This window comes from Zestomonas insulae (assembly GCF_016901015.1).
Classification (GTDB): domain Bacteria; phylum Pseudomonadota; class Gammaproteobacteria; order Pseudomonadales; family Pseudomonadaceae; genus Aquipseudomonas; species Aquipseudomonas insulae.
In genome coordinates this window covers 488,837-505,910 of the sequence record NZ_JAFEUP010000006.1, presented here as the reverse complement: position 1 = coordinate 505,910, position 17,074 = coordinate 488,837, and the positions used below count along the sequence as shown (strand labels likewise).

Here is a 17,074-nt window from a genome sequence, read left to right as displayed (position 1 = left end):
GTCTTACCTCACAAGCACCCACACGAATTGCTTGATTCAGTTGTTAAAGAGCGTTCGGTGAGTCTTTCGCCTCAACCAAGGCCGCGCATTCTACAGCAGCCTTTCGTTCCGTCAAGCGTTTTTCGAAAATTTCTTTTCTACTTCAACCGCTTGCGCTTCCGACTCAGCTTCAACCTCGTCGTCAGCGGGAGGCGAATCTTACAGCATCCTAAGACCCTGTCAACCTCCCCGAAGCACCTTTCCAACGCCACCTGATTATTCATCAGGCCGCCTCGCAAATCTCGCTAACCTATTGATTATCAAGACCTTTTGAAGCGCTTCCGCGCTGGAAGTGGTGCGCATTATAGGGACGCCAGAATCCCCGTCAACTACTTTTTCGCGGCTTTAGCTAAATCGCATCATTCTTACGGCGACGCAGCTGCAACAAGTACTGCACCGGGCCAGACGCCGCATAGGCGAGGAAGATCAATAGCAGAATGCGCGGCGGATCGCTGAAGACCACAGCGAAGGCCAGCACCACCAGCAGGATCGCCACGAAGGGCACGCGCCCCTTGAGATCGAGATCCTTGAAGCTGTAGTACTTGATGTTGCTGACCATCAGGCAACCCGCAGCTGCCACCAGCAGGGCAATGACGAACGACATGTTCGAGCCCTTGATGCCGAAATCGCTAAAGGCCCATACGGTACCCGCAACCACCCCCGCGGCAGCCGGACTGGCCAGACCGATGAAGAAGCGCTTGTCGACCTTGCCGATCTGGGTATTGAAACGCGCCAGCCGCAGGGCTGCGCCCGCCACATAGATAAAGGCCACTGCCAGTCCCACGCTGCGCAGATCGCCGAGTGCCCACTCGAACGCCAGGAGAGCCGGAGCCAGACCGAACGCCACCATGTCCGACAGCGAGTCGTACTCGGCGCCAAAAGCACTCTGGGTGTTGGTCAGGCGAGCTACGCGACCATCCAGACTATCGAGCACCATGGCCACGAAGATGGTCGCCGCAGCCACCGTGAAGTTGCCGCTCATGGCATTGATGATGGAGTAGAAGCCGGCGAACAGATTGGCCGTGGTGAACAGGTTCGGCAGCAGGTAGATGCCGCGATGACGAACCTTGCGCCCTTCGGCGTCATGCCCCTCCTCGATGTGCTCATCGATAGGCAACAGGCTTTCTGCGTCTGGCGCCGGATTCGGCTCTTCGGGGCGTTCGTTCATGGACAACACCTTGCAACAGTTGGAGTTTCGACAGGAGTTACGCCGCGTGGTTCGACCGGCGCAAGCATTGCGCTTTATACCAGAAGCCTTCTCGCAGAATGAAAAAACGCGGCCGAAGCCGCGTCTTTCTAACCGCGAAAAGGCTTAGTTCTTGGCCTTGTCGACGATCTTGTTGGAGGCGATCCACGGCATCATCGCACGCAGCTTCTCACCCACCACTTCAATGCCGTGCGCGGCATTGTTGCGACGGTAAGCGGTCATCGAAGCGTAGTTGCTAGCACCTTCGCTGATGAACATCTTCGCGTACTCGCCGTTCTGGATACGCTTCAGCGCATTGCGCATGGCGGCACGGGATTCGGCGTTGATCACTTCCGGACCGGTGACGTACTCGCCGTACTCGGCGTTGTTGGAGATCGAGTAGTTCATGTTGGCGATGCCGCCTTCGTACATGAGGTCAACGATCAACTTCAGCTCGTGCAGGCACTCGAAGTAGGCCATTTCCGGCGCGTAGCCAGCTTCCACCAGAGTTTCGAAGCCGGCTTTCACCAACTCGACGCAACCGCCGCACAGAACGGCTTGCTCGCCGAACAGGTCGGTTTCGGTCTCGTCCTTGAAGGTGGTTTCGATGATGCCGGTACGGCCACCACCCACGCCACAGGCGTAGGACAGGGCGACGTTCTTGGCATTGCCGGAAGCGTCCTGGTAGATCGCGATCAGGTCAGGGATACCGCCGCCCTTGACGAACTCGGAACGCACGGTGTGACCCGGGGCCTTCGGTGCGATCATGATCACGTCGAGATCGGCACGCGGAACGACCTGATTGTAGTGGATCGCGAAACCGTGCGCGAAGGCCAGGGTGGCGCCCTTCTTCAGGTTCGGCTCGATCTCTTCCTTGTACAGCTTGGACTGGAACTCATCCGGGGTGAGGATCATCACCACGTCAGCGGCGGAGACTGCCTCTTTCACGCTCTTGACGGTCAGGCCATGCGCTTCAGCCTTGGCCACAGTGGCCGAGCCAGCACGCAGACCCACAGTCACGTCGACACCCGAATCTTTCAGGTTGCAGGCATGGGCATGACCCTGGGAGCCGTAACCGATGATGGCAACTTTCTTGCCCTGGATGATCGAGAGGTCACAGTCTTTGTCGTAAAACACTTTCATGGGAGTTCCCCTATCAATTGGCCGCTGTGGCCACTCACTAATTAGATGCTCAGCACTTTGTCGCCGCGGGCAATGCCCGTGACGCCGCTGCGTACGGTTTCCAGGATCGACGCGGTGCCGATCGCCTGGATGAAGCTGTCCAGTTTCTCGCTGGTCCCGGCGAGCTGGATGGTATAGACGCTGCTGGTCACGTCGACGATCTGCCCACGGAAGATATCCGTGGTGCGCTTGATCTCGGCACGCTGGGCGCCGGTCGCCTTGACCTTGACCAGCATCAGCTCGCGCTCGATATGAGCGCTTTCCGACAGATTCACCAGCTTGACCACTTCGATCAGCTTGTTGAGGTTCTTGGTGATCTGCTCGATCACGTCATCATGGCCGGCGGTGGTCAGCGTCAGACGCGACAGGGTCGGGTCTTCGGTCGGCGCCACGGTCAGGCTTTCGATGTTGTAGTTACGCTGGGAGAACAGACCCACCACACGCGACAAGGCGCCCGGCTCGTTTTCCAGCAACAGGGAGATGATATGGCGCATGGTCAGGTCCGCTCCGTCTTGCTCAGCCACATGTCACGCATCGCACCACCACGGATCTGCATCGGGTAGACGTGCTCACTGGTATCCACGGCGATATCGAGGAACACCAAGCGGTTCTTCATGGCGAAAGCTTCTTCCATCTTCGGCTTGAGGTCTTTCAGGTCGGTGATGCGCATGCCCACGTGACCATAGGCCTCGGCCAGCCGGACGAAGTCAGGCAGCGATTCCATGTAGGAGTGCGAGTAGCGGCTGTTGTACTGCATGTCCTGCCATTGGCGGACCATACCCAGCGCACCGTTGTTGAGGTTGATGATCTTCACCGGCAAGTCGTACTGCAGGCAGGTCGACAGTTCCTGGATGTTCATCTGGATACTGCCCTCGCCGGTAACGCACGCCACGTCGGCCTCCGGGAAGTTCAGCTTGACGCCCATGGCCGCCGGCAGACCGAAGCCCATGGTACCCAGGCCGCCGGAGTTGATCCAACGATTGGGTTTATTGAAGCGGTAGTACTGGGCGGCGAACATCTGGTGCTGACCGACGTCAGAACTGACGTAGGCGTCGCCATTGGTGACCTCACAGAGCGTCTCGATCACGGTCTGCGGCTTGATGATGCTGCCGTCACCCTCATTGAAAGGGAACAGACGGCCACCGCCACGCCACTCGTCGATTTGCTTCCACCAGCTGGCAACGGTGTCCTTGTTCGGCGTTTCGCCAATTTCCTTGAGGATCGCGACCATCTCGGTGAGCACGCTATCCACTGGACCGACAATCGGGATGTCCGCCTTGACCGTCTTGGAGATCGACGCCGGATCGATGTCGACGTGGATAACCTTGGCGTTCGGGCAGAACTTGGCCGCGGTTTCGCCGTTGATCACCCGGTCATCGAAACGCGCGCCGACGGCGAGAATCACGTCGGCATGGTGCATGGCCAGGTTGGCGGTGTAGCTGCCGTGCATGCCGAGCATGCCGACGAACTGCCGATCGGTGCCTGGGAACGCCCCGAGCCCCATCAGCGTATTCGTCACCGGAATGTTGAGCATGCGCGCCAGCTCGGTGAGCGGCTCGGAAGCGCCACCCATCACCACCCCGCCGCCGGAATACAACACCGGGCGCTTGGCGGCCAGCAGCATTTCGGCCGCCTTGCGGATCTGCCCGGAATGACCACGAGTCGCCGGACTGTAGGAGCGCAACTTGACCTTCTTCGGGTAGTTGTACTCGTACTTCTGCGATGGGTCGCCCATGTCCTTGGGAATGTCGACGACCACCGGCCCCGGACGACCGGACTGTGCCAGGTAGAAGGCCTTCTTGATGACCTCAGGAATTTCCGCAGGATGCTTGATGATGAAGCTGTGCTTCACGATCGGCCGGGAAATACCGACCATGTCGGTTTCCTGGAAGGCATCGGTACCGACCACGGTGCTCGGCACCTGGCCGGAGATCACCACCATCGGGATGGAGTCCATGTACGCCGTGGCGATGCCGGTGATGGCGTTGGTCGCGCCCGGACCGGAGGTCACCAGGACCACGCCCGGCTTGCCGGTGGCACGCGCATAGCCGTCGGCCATGTGGGTGGCGGCCTGCTCGTGACGCACGAGGATGTGCGTCACCTCGTCCTGACGGAACAGGGCGTCATAGATATGCAGCAGGGCACCGCCCGGGTACCCATAGATGTATTTCACGCCTTCGTCGCGCAACGAGCGGACGACCATTTCAGCGCCGGATAAAAGCTCCACGTTTTTCACCTCTAGAACGCTAGAAGACCGTCAATTCAGGACGGCAATCGATGTAGGTTTACCGCTAGACAGAGAGCATGAGCGACGTGTGGTCGCCGACTACGTCAGCTCCTGACTGAGCAAGTATTGGGATCGTCCCGGATGTTGAGGGAGTCTCCCACCCAGCGCGAGGTAACGCGGTGCGGGTAAAGCAGGTCGGCGCGGGTGTGCACCTCATGGTCTGCCGTGTAAAGCCGCCCTAGGCTGGCCCACTACAGCGAACCCCGAATTGTTCGGATTCGACCGGTTCAAGTCAAGCCATCAGGCATGCTAATTCGCGCGAACGCTGTGACATAACACAGGATGACGATGAACGGGTTTTGGTTATAGTAGCCGCCAGGTTCCGCCGCCCACAGAAGGAAACAGCAATGGGACGTATGCTTCTTACCGGCAGTTTGCTGCTCGCCCTCAGCACCAGCGTCATGGCCAGCCAGGTCTACAAGTGGGTCGACGACAAGGGCGTCACCCACTTCGGCGCCCAGCCACCGCAGGGTCAGGCCGCTACCGCGGTCAGTACGACGGTGCCGCAGATCAAGTCGGTCGCGCCCAAGCTGCCGAGCCTGGATAGCGGCGACGCGGCGCAGAAAGCCATCGACGAAAAGGTCAAACAGGACGTCGCGCAGAAAGAAAGCGAGCGCAAGCAGTACTGCGAACAGGAACGCACGAACCTAGCCCAGCTGCGCAACAACCCGCGCCTGCGCACCACCGAAGAGAATGGAGAAGTCCGCCGCCTCGACGAGAACGAGCGGCAGACGCGCATCCAGCAAGCAGAAAAGGCAATTCAGGAAAACTGCGACTGATGCCGGCGCGACCGGGTCGCGCTTCTCCTAAGCCTTACCGTTGATCAGGCGATCGAACTTGCCTAGCGCCTCGAGCAGCTGTCGCGTCTGCACTGGCTGTTCGCGGTAGGTCACCTCGGCCATTTCGCGGATACCCGAGGCTTGCGGCAGATCGGCTTGCTGCTCGATGAGGATCTTCATCCGCGGCAGAAAGATCCACTGCAGCCACTCAGCAAAACTCAGCGTGTCCACGCAGAACGGTTCCTGACTGGCCAGAGCCGCTGCCGACGGCGCCTGCACCGACCACCAGCCCAGCAGGCGCAACTCGCGCTCGATCAGCAGCAGCTGCTCCGCCAGCGCCGGTAGCCGCGCATCCATTACAGATTCACTCGCGTCTGCTGGCGCGCCTGAGAGGCACCCGCCACATCACCGCGGCGCTCCCGCGACTTGGCGATCAATTCCCACAGGCTCGCCTGCAAGGATGGGCGCCCGCCGGCGTAAGTCAGCGCGCGCTGGGCGAGCTGCTCGGCTTGCGCAGCATCGCCTTGTGCCAAACGCACCTCGGCCAGTTTGTAGAGCACCTGCGGTTCGCGCGGAGCGATGCGCTGGGCGCGCTCCAGGCTCGAGGCTGCGCCGTTGAGGTCGCCGCCGCCCTGCTGCTGCTGGGCAGTGGTCAGCAATGCCAGCACCGGGCCGTCCAATTGCTCGTCGGCCGCCAGGCCGCCCGCACTGGAGGCCGACGGAATGCCGCTCGGCGCCACCGGTGCCGGCGAGCTGTACGACGGGGTGTAGGTCGGCTGGCTGCCGGTCACTGGACCCGGCGTCATCGGCTCGCCATCAATGGAACCGGAGATCGGCGCGCTCGGCGCCGCGAAGACCTGCCCGGACGACTGCTGCGGCACCATGACCACCACCCCGGAGTCCTCGGCAGTCGGTTGCGCGCGGGTGGGCGCCTGCGCCTGACGATAGATCGCCCCGCTTTCTTGCTCTTCGGACAGCGGCGCACTGGAGTCCACCACGGGAATCGAGCCGCGCGGATTCGTTGCGCAACCGGTCAGCAGCGCGCCGGAGACCAGCATGGGAATCAACCACTTATTCACACATCTTCCTCGTCAGTTGGCCGCACAAAGCGCCGGCTCAATTCATCCAGCCGCGCACCCAGTCCATCACCGCATCGGCGGGAGCCTGGATGCCGCACGCAGGCCCGGCCGGCGGCTCACTACCGCGAATATAAGGCATCTGTACCGCGTTCGGGCAGCCGGAGGCCGAGCCTTGCCCGGTTCCGGCGTCGATCCAGGCCATGACCACGTTATCCGGCTGCGGCATGTTCAGCGGCAGAGGATCGGCGCGACGCATGAAGCCGGTCCACACCTGCAGCGCGCCTGTGGCGCCGGTCAGCGGGGTCGGGCCATTGTCATCGCGGCCCATCCACACCACCGCCAGCAAGTCCTGACTGAAGCCGGCAAACCAGCTGTCACGCGAATCGTTACTGGTCCCGGTCTTGCCGGCCAGGGTCAGCGAGCTGGGCAACTGGCTGTAGACCGAACGTCCGGTACCTTCGCGCATCACGTGCTGCATGGCGTTCTGCACCAGGTAGATCGCGCCCGGGTCGAAACGTTGCTGAATCTGGAACGGATAGCGCTTGAGCGGCTGGCCGTCGGCAGTCAGCACGCTGCGAATACCGCGCAGCGGGGTATTGAAGCCACCGTTGGCCAGGGTCTGGTACATGGTCGCCACCTCGATCGGGCTGAGCGCGCCCGCGCCGAGCAGCATCGACGGGTAGGCCGGCCAGTCGCGTGAAACACCCAGGCGCTCGAGAGTCTTGAGCACCGTCGGCACGCCGACTTCCAGCCCTAGCTTGGCAGTCGACAGGTTGTAGGAGTTGGCCAGGCCCTGATACAGGTAGATCGTGCCATGGGCCCTGCGGTCGTAGTTCTGCGGGCGCCAGACCTGGCCGTCCTTGCCCTTCACCGAAAACGGCTCGTCGGCCAGCCAACTGGTCAGGGTGTACTGACTCGGCCGCTCGAGCGCCGCCAGGTAGACCGCCGGCTTGACCAGCGAGCCGATCGGCCGCACCGCATCCAAGGCCCGGTTGAACCCGGCGAAGCGCGGCTGGCGGCTGCCGATCATGGCCTGGACCTCGCCGGTTTCCGGATTAGTCACCACCATCGCCGCCTCGACCTGGTCGATGTTCTTGCGCCCGGACATGCCCTTCAAGGAAGCACTCAGTGCCCCTTCGGCCTTGGTCTGCAGGATCGGATCGAAGCTGGTGAAGATGCGCAGACCTTCCTCGGTAAGGTCCTCCTCGCGATAATCCTGACGCAGCTGACGCTTGACCAGGTCGAGGAAGGCCGGATACGAGCTGTCCGCCATGCTGCCGCTCTTGGTCACGCCGAGCGGCTTCTGTTTCGCGGCGGCAGCCTCTTCGGCACTGACCACACCCTGCTCGGCCAGCAGGTCGAGGACCAGATTACGCCGGGTCAGCGCGCGCTCCGGGTTGCGGCGCGGGTTGTAGTAGGTCGGGCCCTTGACCATGCCGACCAGCAGCGCGACCTGATGCAGCTTCAGCTCGGACAGCGGCTGACTGAAGAAATACTGGCTGGCCAGACCGAAGCCATGTACCGCGCGCTGACCATCCTGGCCGAGGAATACTTCGTTGAGGTACGCCTCGAGGATTTCACGCTTGTCGTAGTGCAGCTCCAGCAGCACAGCCATCATCGCCTCGTTGAGCTTGCGCACGAGGCTGCGTTCGTTGCTGAGGTAGAAGTTCTTCACCAACTGCTGGGTCAGGGTACTGCCACCCTGGCGCACCTGGCCGCTGGTGGTATTGACCCACACCGCGCGAGCAATGGATTTGGGCGAAACGCCGAAGTGATGGAAGTACTCGCGATCCTCCACCGCCAGCAGCGTATCGATCAGGTATGGCGGCACCTGGTCGAGCTTGATCAGGATGCGGTCTTCGTTGTGCGCCGGGTACAGCCCTCCGACCAGCATCGGCTCCAGCCGCGCCACCGCCAGATCGGCGCCGTTGGCCTGCGACAAGCCAGCCACGTAGTCGCCGGAGAAGCGAACACGGACCCTCTGCGCCGGTTCGGCACCTTCATAGAACTGGAAGCCTCGGGTGTACAGCTCGACGCTGTTGCCGGCCACCGCCGCCGCTCCGGGCCCACTGGCGGCCGACTCGCGCCGGTAGCCGAGCGCATCCAGCTCGGTGAGGAAATCGCCCTTGACCAGCTTCTGGCCGACGAACAGCTCCAACGGCCGAGCGTAGACCTTGGCCGGAATGGTCCAGCGCTTGCCGGAAAACTTCTCCTGCACCACGGCATCGAGATAGACGGCAAAACCGGCCAGCAGCACCAGGCCAACCAGACCAAGCTTGAGCGCCCAGCCCAGCCAGGGACGCATGCCAGAGGAACCGCGCCGAGAGCGCGAACGGGGGGAGCGAGGGGATCGAGAGCGTGTCATGGCGGCGCATTATACGCACTTCAATCCGCCCCGGCAGGCACCCTCCGGCGGTTTGCACGGCCGTCCCCAGCGGTCATAATCAGGCCGCGCAACATTCTTCCCGAGCGAGCGCAGCCGCCCTGCCCGCTCCGCTCCGTCTGCACACAAGGACCCACCGTGAGCCAGCCTTTGATCGCCGCCCTGCAAAACCCCACCCTTTACCCGCATCCGGTCAAGGAATTCCAGGTCATCGAGACGCACATCTCCTGGGTCGTGCTGACCGGCGACTACGCCTACAAGATCAAGAAACCGGTGAACTTCGGCTTCCTCGACTTCACCGACCTGGCGGCGCGCGGGCACTTCTGCAATGAAGAGCTGCGTCTCAACCAGCGTCTGACCGAAGGCCTGTACCTGGACGTCGTAGCGATCAGCGGCAGCGCCGACGCGCCGCGCCTCGGCGGCGACGGCGCGGTCTTCGAATACGCCCTGAAGATGCGCCAGTTTCCGCAAAGCCAACTGCTCAGCGCGGTGCAAGCGCGCGGCGAGCTGACCGGCGCGCACATCGACGCCCTTGCCGTGCAGATCGCCGACTTCCACGCCACCACTCCGGCAGTGCCGGCCGATCATGCGCTGTGCTCGCCGCAAGCCATCGTCGCGCCGATGCGGCAGAACTTCGAACAGATTCGGCCGATGCTCAGCGAGACAGCCGACCTGCAACAGCTCGACGCCCTCGAAGCCTGGACCGAAACCAGCTTCAACCGACTGGAACCCCTGCTGGCCCGCCGCGCAGCCGACGGCTCGATTCGCGAGTGCCACGGCGACATTCACCTGGGCAACGCCACATTGCTGGACGGTCAGGTCGTGTTGTTCGACTGCATCGAATTCAACGAACCGTTCCGCCTGATCGACATCGCCTCGGACGCCGCCTTCCTCGCCATGGACCTGGAAGACCGCGGCCTCAAGCCGCTGGCGCGGCGCTTCGTCAGCGCCTGGCTGGAGCGCACCGGCGACTACGCCGCGCTGGACCTGATCAACTTCTACAAGGCCTATCGCGCCCTGGTGCGCGCCAAGGTCAGCCTGTTCCGCCTGGGCCAGGAACAGGACGCCGCACAGCGCGCAGCCATCCTTGCGCAGTACCGTGGTTACGCCAATCTGGCGGAAAGCTACAGCACCATCCCCTCGCGCCTGCTGGCCATCACCCACGGGGTTTCCGCGGTCGGCAAAAGCCATGTAGCGCTGCGCCTGGTGGAAGAGTTCGGCGCCATCCGCCTGCGCTCCGATGTCGAGCGCAAGCGGCTGTTCGGTGAGCAACCGGCCAGCACCGGGGCAAAGCTCGATGCGGGCATCTATGAACAGGACGCCAGCGCGGTTACCTACCAACGCCTGCATCAGCTCGCCAATCAGGCGCTGCAGGCCGGCTTCCCAGTGGTGATCGACGCCACCTACCTTAAACAGGCCCAGCGCGAAGCGGCCCGTCAGGTTGCCGAGAGCACCGGGGCGCCGTTCCTGATCCTCGACTGCCAGGCACCGCACGCGGTCATCAGCGAGTGGCTGCAGCAGCGTCAGCAAGCGGCCGTCGACCCGTCGGATGCCACCCTGGAAGTGATTGCCGCGCAGCAAGCCAGCCGCGAAGCCTTGAGCGCCGACGAGCTGGTCCAGAGCAAGCGCGTCGACACCGATCAGAGCGCCAGCCTGGACAACCTGGTCAGCGCGATTCGCCAGCGCCTGCCGGGGCTCTGAGCCCCTGAGCGCACGCCGTCTGGCGGGCGCCACGCCCCGCCCGACGGCTCAGGCCGCGCTTTTCCCGATGGCCGCTACACTTTCCGGCAGTGCCGTCGGTCAGCGCTGCGGCGGCCCAAAGGAAGGAGGCGTCATGAACGACGAATTACAGAGCCTGAAGAACCTCGGCAAAACGTCGGCCCAGTGGCTGCACGCCGTGGGCATCCACAGCACCACCGACCTGCGCCGCCTCGGCGCGGTTGACGCCTACCGCGCCGTGCAGGCCCGTGGATTCCGGGCCTCCAAGGTGCTCCTCTACGCCATCGAAGGCGCGTTGCTCGACGTGCACTGGAACGACTTGCCTCCAGCGCGCAAAGCAGCGTTGAATGGCCAGATCGATTCACTAAAGCCAAGTAACAAGAGCTAGCTCACAACCTCCGTCACAGGTGATTGTCGCAAAGTGTGACGCAGCATATTGTTTCCCGGCGTTGGGCCTTTTCACCGTCAGTTCAGTCAGGTCAAGGAATTACTGTATGTATCTACTCGGGGAGCAGCCGGCCTACGCCGATCAGTTGATCAATCGTCTCCAAAGTATCCCCACCCAGTTGCTCGAAGGCCTCCAGCCGGCGGGCGCTGCGCTGCAGGTCGAACGCAGTGACGATTTGGCGCAGATCCTGCCCGGCAACCAGCTGTTCCTGATCGAGAACGGACTGCTGCACGCACTGGTGGACGAACGCCCGCTGTTCTATCTGCAGGAAGGCGACTTGGTCGGTCTGCGTCAGGGCATCGAACTGCCCAGCTGCCGCTACGCCACCGAAGAGCCGCTGAGCCTGATTCCGTTCCAGCGCAGTGACGTGTTCCAGCACATCTATGCCAGCGAGCAGCGCCAGGAGCTGTTCATCCAGTACCTGGTCGGCCATACCGCCCTGCTCTCGGACGCCCTTGCACGCATCAAGCAACCGGAAATCCGCCCGGCCACTGGCTTCCAGCACTTCGCCGCCGGCGAGGAGCTGATTCACCAGGGCGATGAAGCGGACCATGTGTTCATCATCATCGAGGGCCACGCCGAGGCTTATGTCGATGGCCACAAGGTCGGCGACGTACAGAAGGATGAAATCTTCGGCGCCATGGCCGTGTTCACCCGCGAGAAGCGCAGCGCCACGGTAATCGCCAGCGAGCCCTGCACGGTGATGGTGATTCCCAAGGAGCAGTTCCTCAGCCTGATGCAGAGCAATCCGCGCATCGCCCACAGCCTGATCGAGAGCATGGCGCGGCGCATCGACCTGCTGAACAAGGAAGTCACCCAACTGCGTTTACCGCGCGACGCCTGACCTCTACAAGCGCTCAAAACCCGGCCCTGGTGCCGGGTTTTTCGTTTCCGGGATGCCGTCACGGAAAAGATGAAAAGAAGTGGTTGACTATGAAATGAGAATTGTTATTATTATCACAACTGGTCGCGAGATCAGTCGATAAGCTGAGAGACCAATCAGTCGGGCTCTTCAGATTATCTCCTCATCAGGCTAATCACGGTTATTGACCCGGCTCTGCCGGGTCTTTTTTTGCCTGCAGGTTTTGTCACCCCGAATCACGCCCATAAAAAAGCCGCCTCGCGGCGGCTTCTGTTTAGCGGCGCAACGTTGCGCAGTGATCCTTTTCCGGCAACGCCGCGGTGTACCAGACAAAGTCCGCCTCCTGCGCCGCCACCGGCTTGCCGACTTCCGCGAGCACCAGCACCTTCTCGTCAGTACTGCCCAGGTCCGCGAGATGCAGCGGCACGCCGAGGTCGCGCCGCACATGGAAAGCGCCAGCGAACAGCAGCGCCGGGCCAGGCGCAGCCAGCAAGCGCTCGGCCATGCGCCGGTCGCGTTGCTGCTGCACCGCCAACATGGCGGGCAGCTGGCTTTCCGGCAGTAAGCCGCAATGCGACTCACGAATCTGCGCGAACAAGGCGTCACGCACCGCTGGGGTGGTGGAGGCAGCACCGTTCAGGCTTGGCGCCGCCTGGTACACCTGCATGATCTCGCTGCGGTCCAGGTTGGCCGCCAGCAGCGGATAGGGCTGCATGAGGGCGTGACTAACAATCGGCCCGTACAACGCCCAGTCCCAATTCTTCTGCCAGGCCAGCGCGGTCGGCAGATCCTGAGGCAGCTGACCCGCGACGGCTTGCGCGCGAGCCTGTTCGACACGCGCCTGCTGGTCGGGGTTGAGCATCTCCATCAGCAGGCTGCCCTGGCTACGGCGCGCCTCCAAGGCCTGCAGCAACCACAGCTGCAGTGCATGATGATCCGGGTTGTCGTGTTGCTCGCCCACCAGCACGCGCGGCGCGTCCGCCAACTGCTCGACCAACTGCGCAGGGGTCAGCGTCGCCCCCGTATGCAGGTCGCGGATCAGTCCCAACTGGGGATCGTCACGTCCATTCGGGCTCTGCCAGGCTGGCAGTGGCGGGACCGACTGGCAGCCCGCGAGCAGGGCCAGCATCAGCACTCCAAGAAATCGCATTAGATACCTCGTGTTTTGGTCAGCGCGCGACAATCAGCGGATGGCCGCGCTCGGGATGTTGCTGCACCAGCACTTCCAGGCCGAATACCGCCTGCAGCGGTTCGGCGCGCAGGACTTCGGCCGGGGTGCCCAAGGCGTGGGGGCGGCCGTTGTGCAGCAGCAGGATGCGGTCGCAGTAGCGTGCCGCCAGGTTGAGATCGTGGAGGATCACCAGCACGCTGACGCCGCGGCCGGCGAACTCGCGCGCGGCCTGCAGCGTGGTGTGCTGGTGCAACGGGTCGAGCATCGAGGTCGGCTCGTCGAGCAGCAGGCTCTGCCCCGCGGCGCCCGGCCACAACTGAGCCAGGACGCGGGCCAGGTGCACGCGCTGGCGTTCGCCGCCGGACAGCTCCAGGTAGCTACGCCCGGCCAGGTGACCGGCATCCGCCGCCGACAGCGCCGCGGCGATGATCTCGCCGTCGCGCTGCCGCCCGCTGGCATGTGGCAGCCGGCCCATGCCGACCACGTCCTCGACGCGAAAGGCGAAATTCAGCGTCGAGGTCTGTGGCAGCACCGCCAGGCGCTGCGCCCGTTCGGGTCCCTGCCAGCTGCTCAAAGGACGATCCTGCAGCAGTACCGTGCCGGTCGCCGGCGCAAGTTCGCCGCACAAGGCGCCGAGCAGGGTGCTCTTGCCAGCGCCGTTGGGCCCCAGAACACCGAGCACCTCGCCCGGACGAAGGTCCAGCTCGACTTCGCTCAACACCGACTTGGCGCCGCGATGGACGCTGAGATTTTCTGCACGCAGCATCAGGCGCGTCCTCGCAACAGCAGATACAGGAAGAACGGCGCACCCAGCAGGGCGGTGACGATACCGATCGGCAGTTCCGCCGGCGCCAGGACCAGGCGTGCGATCAGGTCGGCAAACAGCAGCAGACTGGCTCCGGCCAGGGCCGACGCCGGCAGCAACACGCGATGATCCGGCCCCGCCAGCAAGCGCACCAGGTGCGGCACCACCAGGCCGATAAAGCCGATCAACCCCGCCGCGGCCACCGCCGCGCCCACACCAAGTGCGGTACACAACACCAGCTCGCGCTTGAGCCGCTCGACTTCGAAGCCGAGATGGCGCGCCTCCGATTCACCAAGCAGCAGCGCGTTGAGCGCCTTGGCCCGTTTCGGCAACCACAAGGACACGCCGATGGTCACCAGCAGCAACGGCCACAGCCGTGCATAACTGGCGCCGTTGAGGCTGCCGAGGTTCCAGAACGTCAGGGTGCGCAGCGTGGCGTCATCCGCCAGGTAGGTGAACAGGCCGATCAACGCGCCGGCCAGCGCGGTCAGGGCGATCCCCGCGAGCAGCATGGTCGCCACGCTGGTCTGCCCGTCGTGGCGGCCCAGCCGGTAGACCAGCGCGGTCACGCCGAGGCCGCCGGCGAAGGCACACAGTGACAGCAGGTAAGGGCTCAGCGCATCCGGCAGGCCACCGAGCGAGGCGCCGACCACGATGGCAAAGGCCGCCCCAAGCGCCGCGCCACTGGACACGCCGACCAGACCAGGATCGGCCAGCGGGTTGCGGAACAGGCCCTGCATCGCCACCCCGGAGAGTGCCAGCACGGCGCCCACCGCCAGCCCCAGCAAGGTGCGCGGCAGGCGAATCTGGCCGACGATCAGCTCGGCCTGGCCCTGGCCGCTATCGGCCAGCGGCAGACCGACTAGCCGCAGCGCCGCATGCAGGGTTTCGCCCAGCGGCAGGCTGACCGGCCCCAGCGCCAGCGACAACCAGAGCGCCAGCAGCAACAGCAGCGAGAGGGTGATGAACAGCGCGCGCGGCGTCAGCACCGGCCTCATGGTTGTGCGGCGGCCGCAGCATGGGCCGTCGGGTAGAACACCGCCGACAGCTGGGCCAGGCCATCCGGCAGGCGCGGACCGAGCCCACCAACCAGCAGGGTCGGGTCCAGTGCCACCAGGCGACCGTCACGCGCCGCGCGCGTCGCGGCCAAGGCCGGATTCTGCTTGAGCAGGGCCTGCTTGGCTTCCTCGCCGTTCAGACTGCGGTCGGCGAACACCACCACCTCGGGATCCAGCGCCATCAGGGCTTCGCTGGACAGCGCCTTGTAACCGGAATGCTCAGTGACGTTGCGGCCACCGGCCTGGTTGATTAGCCAGGCGCCAGAGGTGTCGGGACCGGCGGCCATCGGCCGGCTGCCGGCGTGGCCGAGCAGCAACAGCACACGCGGCGCCGCCTGGTTGCGTTGCGCCTCGGTGACCCAGGCCGCGCGCGCGGCAAGGCGCTCACGGTAGTCGCCGAGCACCAGAGCGGCGCGCGGCGAATTGCCGAGCAGCTCGCCCAGGCGGGTCAGATTTTGCGTCAGGGTGGCCAGGTCAGCCTTGGCCGAGAGGGTCTCGATGCGCACCCCAGCGGCCTTCAATTGTTCGAGTACCGGTGGCGGGCCCATTTCCTCGGTGCCCACCAGCAGATCAGGCTTCAGCGACAGAATGCCCTCGGCCGCCAGCTGACGCTGATAACCGATGCTCGGCAGGGTCTTGAGCGAAACCGGGTGCTGACTGGTGGTGTCGACGCCGACCAGCTTGGCTTCTCCGCCCAGTGCCACCACCCATTCGCTGATCGAACCGCCGGCACTGATCCAGCGCTGCGGCAGCGCCTCGGCGGCCACGGCCGCCTGGCTGAGCATCCAGACGGCGCACAGGCCGGCGATGCGTAAAGTGAATCCCATGGTCATTCCACTCCATCGAAAAGGGCCAGCCGCCTGGCGCGCCCCTGCGCGCCTGGCTACAGGCAGCGCGAGGTGCGGCATACGGTCAGCGGCTGGTTATAACGCAACGCCGGGAATAAGTCCCGGCGCTGGCAAAGGGCGACCCAGTCGCCCGAACTGGCGGAGCGTTAGGCCGGCAGCGCGGCGAAGCTTTCTGCCAGACCGCGCCAGTCGGCACGCTCAGGAATGCCTGGCTTGCGCGCCCCGAACAGCTGCACAACCAGCTCGCCGTCAGCGTCGAAGGCTTCCCAGCTGGTGATCACCCCATCGCTGCTCGGCTTGCGCACGCGCCACAGCTCGGTGATGCCCGGGGTTTTCAGGTGCAGGTTGAACTCTGGATCGAGCACGTTGAACCAGGTGTCCAGCCAGCGCAGGTTCTTCACCGGCCCGGAGTGGATCTGGATGCAGTGGCGATTGCCGACGAACACCATGATCGGCACTTCTTCGGTGCCGGCGGTTTCCATCAGCTTGGGCAGCTCGCTGGGTGCCAGCGGCTCGGCCCACTCGCGGCCGGCCAGGCGCAGCGCCTGGGTGCGCGCCACACCGTGCTGCTTGAGCAGGGCGAAGAAGTGGTGGGTGTCCTTCAGCTTCGACCAGGCATCGCGCAGGCTGGCCACGTCGATCGCCGAGTCGGCCTGGATCGCCACCGGCGCAGGCTGTGGCTGCAGGTCCAGCTCAGCGCTCTGCTCCTCGGCCCGGAAGCGCTCGACCAGCGGCGCCCAGGCGGCCTCTTCACTGCGCTCAGTGAGGAACACCTTGTGCACCGCGACCCCTTGGCGGTCGAACACCTGGATGCTGCGCTGCGGACCTTTGCCGGTCTGCTCCTCGATGGCGAACACGCTGGCCCAGCCGCCGAGGAACAGGCGCAGGTCGATGTCCGCCGAGACCACCAGGCCCATCATGCCGGTGACGGTGACGTCACGGTAGAAACCCTTGCGCTCATGCACGCAATGCTCGTTGCGGGTCAGCGCCATGATGTAGCCGAGCTCGCCGAACGCCGGCAGCAGCGCCGCCCACTCCGGACGCAGGCGCACGGCGTCGACGCCGAGGCGGCTGGCAGTCAGTTCCGCTTCGCTCACCGAGAGGTGCGCCGCAGCATCCCGCGCGCGCAGTTTCGGTTGTTCGCCACGCAGCGTCTGCCAGGCCTGATAGAGCGGGCTGCCTTGCGCGGTCTGCGATTGGGCCAATTGGGTCATCTCGAACTCCTTCA

17 protein-coding genes are annotated in these 17,074 nt (G+C 64.1%); 5 read left to right on the top strand and 12 right to left on the bottom strand.

Going from position 1 to position 17,074, the window contains the following annotated elements:
* The coding region (locus JQX08_RS20745) for a hypothetical protein (RefSeq protein WP_205350319.1) at positions 1-255 on the top strand (255 nt) is incomplete at its 5' end.
* A gap of 133 nt (positions 256-388) precedes the next feature.
* Here JQX08_RS20745 and pssA read toward each other — a convergent pair.
* The 4 genes from pssA to JQX08_RS20725 all read right to left on the bottom strand — a co-directional run bounded on the left by pssA (position 389) and on the right by JQX08_RS20725 (position 4,634).
* A complete protein-coding gene (pssA, locus tag JQX08_RS20740; RefSeq protein WP_205350318.1) occupies positions 389-1,207 on the bottom strand; it encodes a CDP-diacylglycerol--serine O-phosphatidyltransferase in 819 nt (272 codons plus the stop codon).
* A gap of 144 nt (positions 1,208-1,351) precedes the next feature.
* Complete coding sequence (gene ilvC, locus JQX08_RS20735; protein ID WP_205350317.1) at positions 1,352-2,368, bottom strand: ketol-acid reductoisomerase; 1,017 nt, start codon at positions 2,366-2,368, stop codon at positions 1,352-1,354.
* Positions 2,369-2,409: 41 nt separating this feature from the next.
* A complete protein-coding gene (gene ilvN / locus JQX08_RS20730) occupies positions 2,410-2,901 on the bottom strand; it encodes an acetolactate synthase small subunit (RefSeq protein WP_205350316.1) in 492 nt (163 codons plus the stop codon).
* 2 nt (positions 2,902-2,903) lie between these two features.
* Entirely contained in the window at positions 2,904-4,634 is a 1,731-nt protein-coding gene (locus JQX08_RS20725; protein WP_205350315.1) for an acetolactate synthase 3 large subunit, read from the bottom strand.
* 407 nt (positions 4,635-5,041) lie between these two features.
* Between JQX08_RS20725 and JQX08_RS20720 the strand changes: the two genes are divergently transcribed.
* Positions 5,042-5,473 (top strand): DUF4124 domain-containing protein, encoded by a 432-nt coding sequence (locus tag JQX08_RS20720; RefSeq protein ID WP_205350314.1) that lies wholly within the window; start codon positions 5,042-5,044, stop codon positions 5,471-5,473.
* A 27-nt stretch (positions 5,474-5,500) separates the two neighbouring features.
* Here the strand turns inward: JQX08_RS20720 and JQX08_RS20715 are convergent, their stop codons facing one another.
* The 3 genes from JQX08_RS20715 to mrcB are packed head-to-tail and all read right to left on the bottom strand — an operon-like array spanning position 5,501 to position 8,917.
* Positions 5,501-5,830 carry a YqcC family protein gene (locus JQX08_RS20715; protein WP_205350313.1) on the bottom strand — a complete coding sequence of 110 codons (330 nt, stop codon included), beginning with the start codon at positions 5,828-5,830 and terminating at the stop codon, positions 5,501-5,503.
* Positions 5,830-6,552: a tetratricopeptide repeat protein gene (locus JQX08_RS20710; RefSeq protein WP_205350312.1), complete on the bottom strand. Its 723-nt coding sequence runs from the start codon at positions 6,550-6,552 to the stop codon at positions 5,830-5,832. The genes JQX08_RS20715 and JQX08_RS20710 overlap by 1 nt, the downstream gene beginning before the upstream one ends.
* A 37-nt stretch (positions 6,553-6,589) precedes the next feature.
* Entirely contained in the window at positions 6,590-8,917 is a 2,328-nt protein-coding gene (mrcB, locus tag JQX08_RS20705) for a penicillin-binding protein 1B (protein ID WP_205350311.1), read from the bottom strand.
* Between the two features lie 156 nt (positions 8,918-9,073).
* On the opposite strand from mrcB, the gene JQX08_RS20700 reads away from it, so the two are divergent.
* From JQX08_RS20700 to JQX08_RS20690, 3 genes are all read left to right on the top strand, one after another.
* Positions 9,074-10,636, top strand: coding sequence for an AAA family ATPase (locus JQX08_RS20700; protein ID WP_205350310.1), 1,563 nt, complete (start codon positions 9,074-9,076; stop codon positions 10,634-10,636).
* 133 nt (positions 10,637-10,769) lie between these two features.
* Complete coding sequence (locus tag JQX08_RS20695) at positions 10,770-11,042, top strand: TfoX/Sxy family protein (protein ID WP_205350309.1); 273 nt, start codon at positions 10,770-10,772, stop codon at positions 11,040-11,042.
* Between the two features lie 106 nt (positions 11,043-11,148).
* The gene (locus JQX08_RS20690) at positions 11,149-11,946 is read left to right on the top strand and encodes a cyclic nucleotide-binding domain-containing protein (protein ID WP_205350308.1); all 798 of its coding nucleotides are present in this window, start codon (positions 11,149-11,151) and stop codon (positions 11,944-11,946) included.
* A gap of 292 nt (positions 11,947-12,238) precedes the next feature.
* On the opposite strand, the gene JQX08_RS20685 is transcribed toward JQX08_RS20690, so the two are convergent.
* The 5 genes from JQX08_RS20685 to JQX08_RS20665 all read right to left on the bottom strand — a co-directional run bounded on the left by JQX08_RS20685 (position 12,239) and on the right by JQX08_RS20665 (position 17,051).
* Positions 12,239-13,114 carry a ChaN family lipoprotein gene (locus JQX08_RS20685; protein ID WP_205350307.1) on the bottom strand — a complete coding sequence of 292 codons (876 nt, stop codon included), beginning with the start codon at positions 13,112-13,114 and terminating at the stop codon, positions 12,239-12,241.
* Positions 13,115-13,133: 19 nt separating this feature from the next.
* On the bottom strand, positions 13,134-13,901 hold the full coding sequence (locus JQX08_RS20680) for a heme ABC transporter ATP-binding protein (RefSeq protein ID WP_205350306.1): 768 nt from the start codon (positions 13,899-13,901) through the stop codon (positions 13,134-13,136).
* Positions 13,901-14,938, bottom strand: a complete 1,038-nt coding sequence (locus JQX08_RS20675) for a FecCD family ABC transporter permease (RefSeq protein WP_430472556.1) — start codon at positions 14,936-14,938, stop codon at positions 13,901-13,903. The genes JQX08_RS20680 and JQX08_RS20675 overlap by 1 nt, the downstream gene beginning before the upstream one ends.
* On the bottom strand, positions 14,935-15,825 hold the full coding sequence (locus JQX08_RS20670; protein ID WP_205350305.1) for a heme/hemin ABC transporter substrate-binding protein: 891 nt from the start codon (positions 15,823-15,825) through the stop codon (positions 14,935-14,937). The genes JQX08_RS20675 and JQX08_RS20670 overlap by 4 nt, the downstream gene beginning before the upstream one ends.
* 167 nt (positions 15,826-15,992) lie before the next feature.
* Positions 15,993-17,051: a hemin-degrading factor gene (locus tag JQX08_RS20665; RefSeq protein WP_430472558.1), complete on the bottom strand. Its 1,059-nt coding sequence runs from the start codon at positions 17,049-17,051 to the stop codon at positions 15,993-15,995.
* Positions 17,052-17,074: the final 23 nt, after the last annotated feature.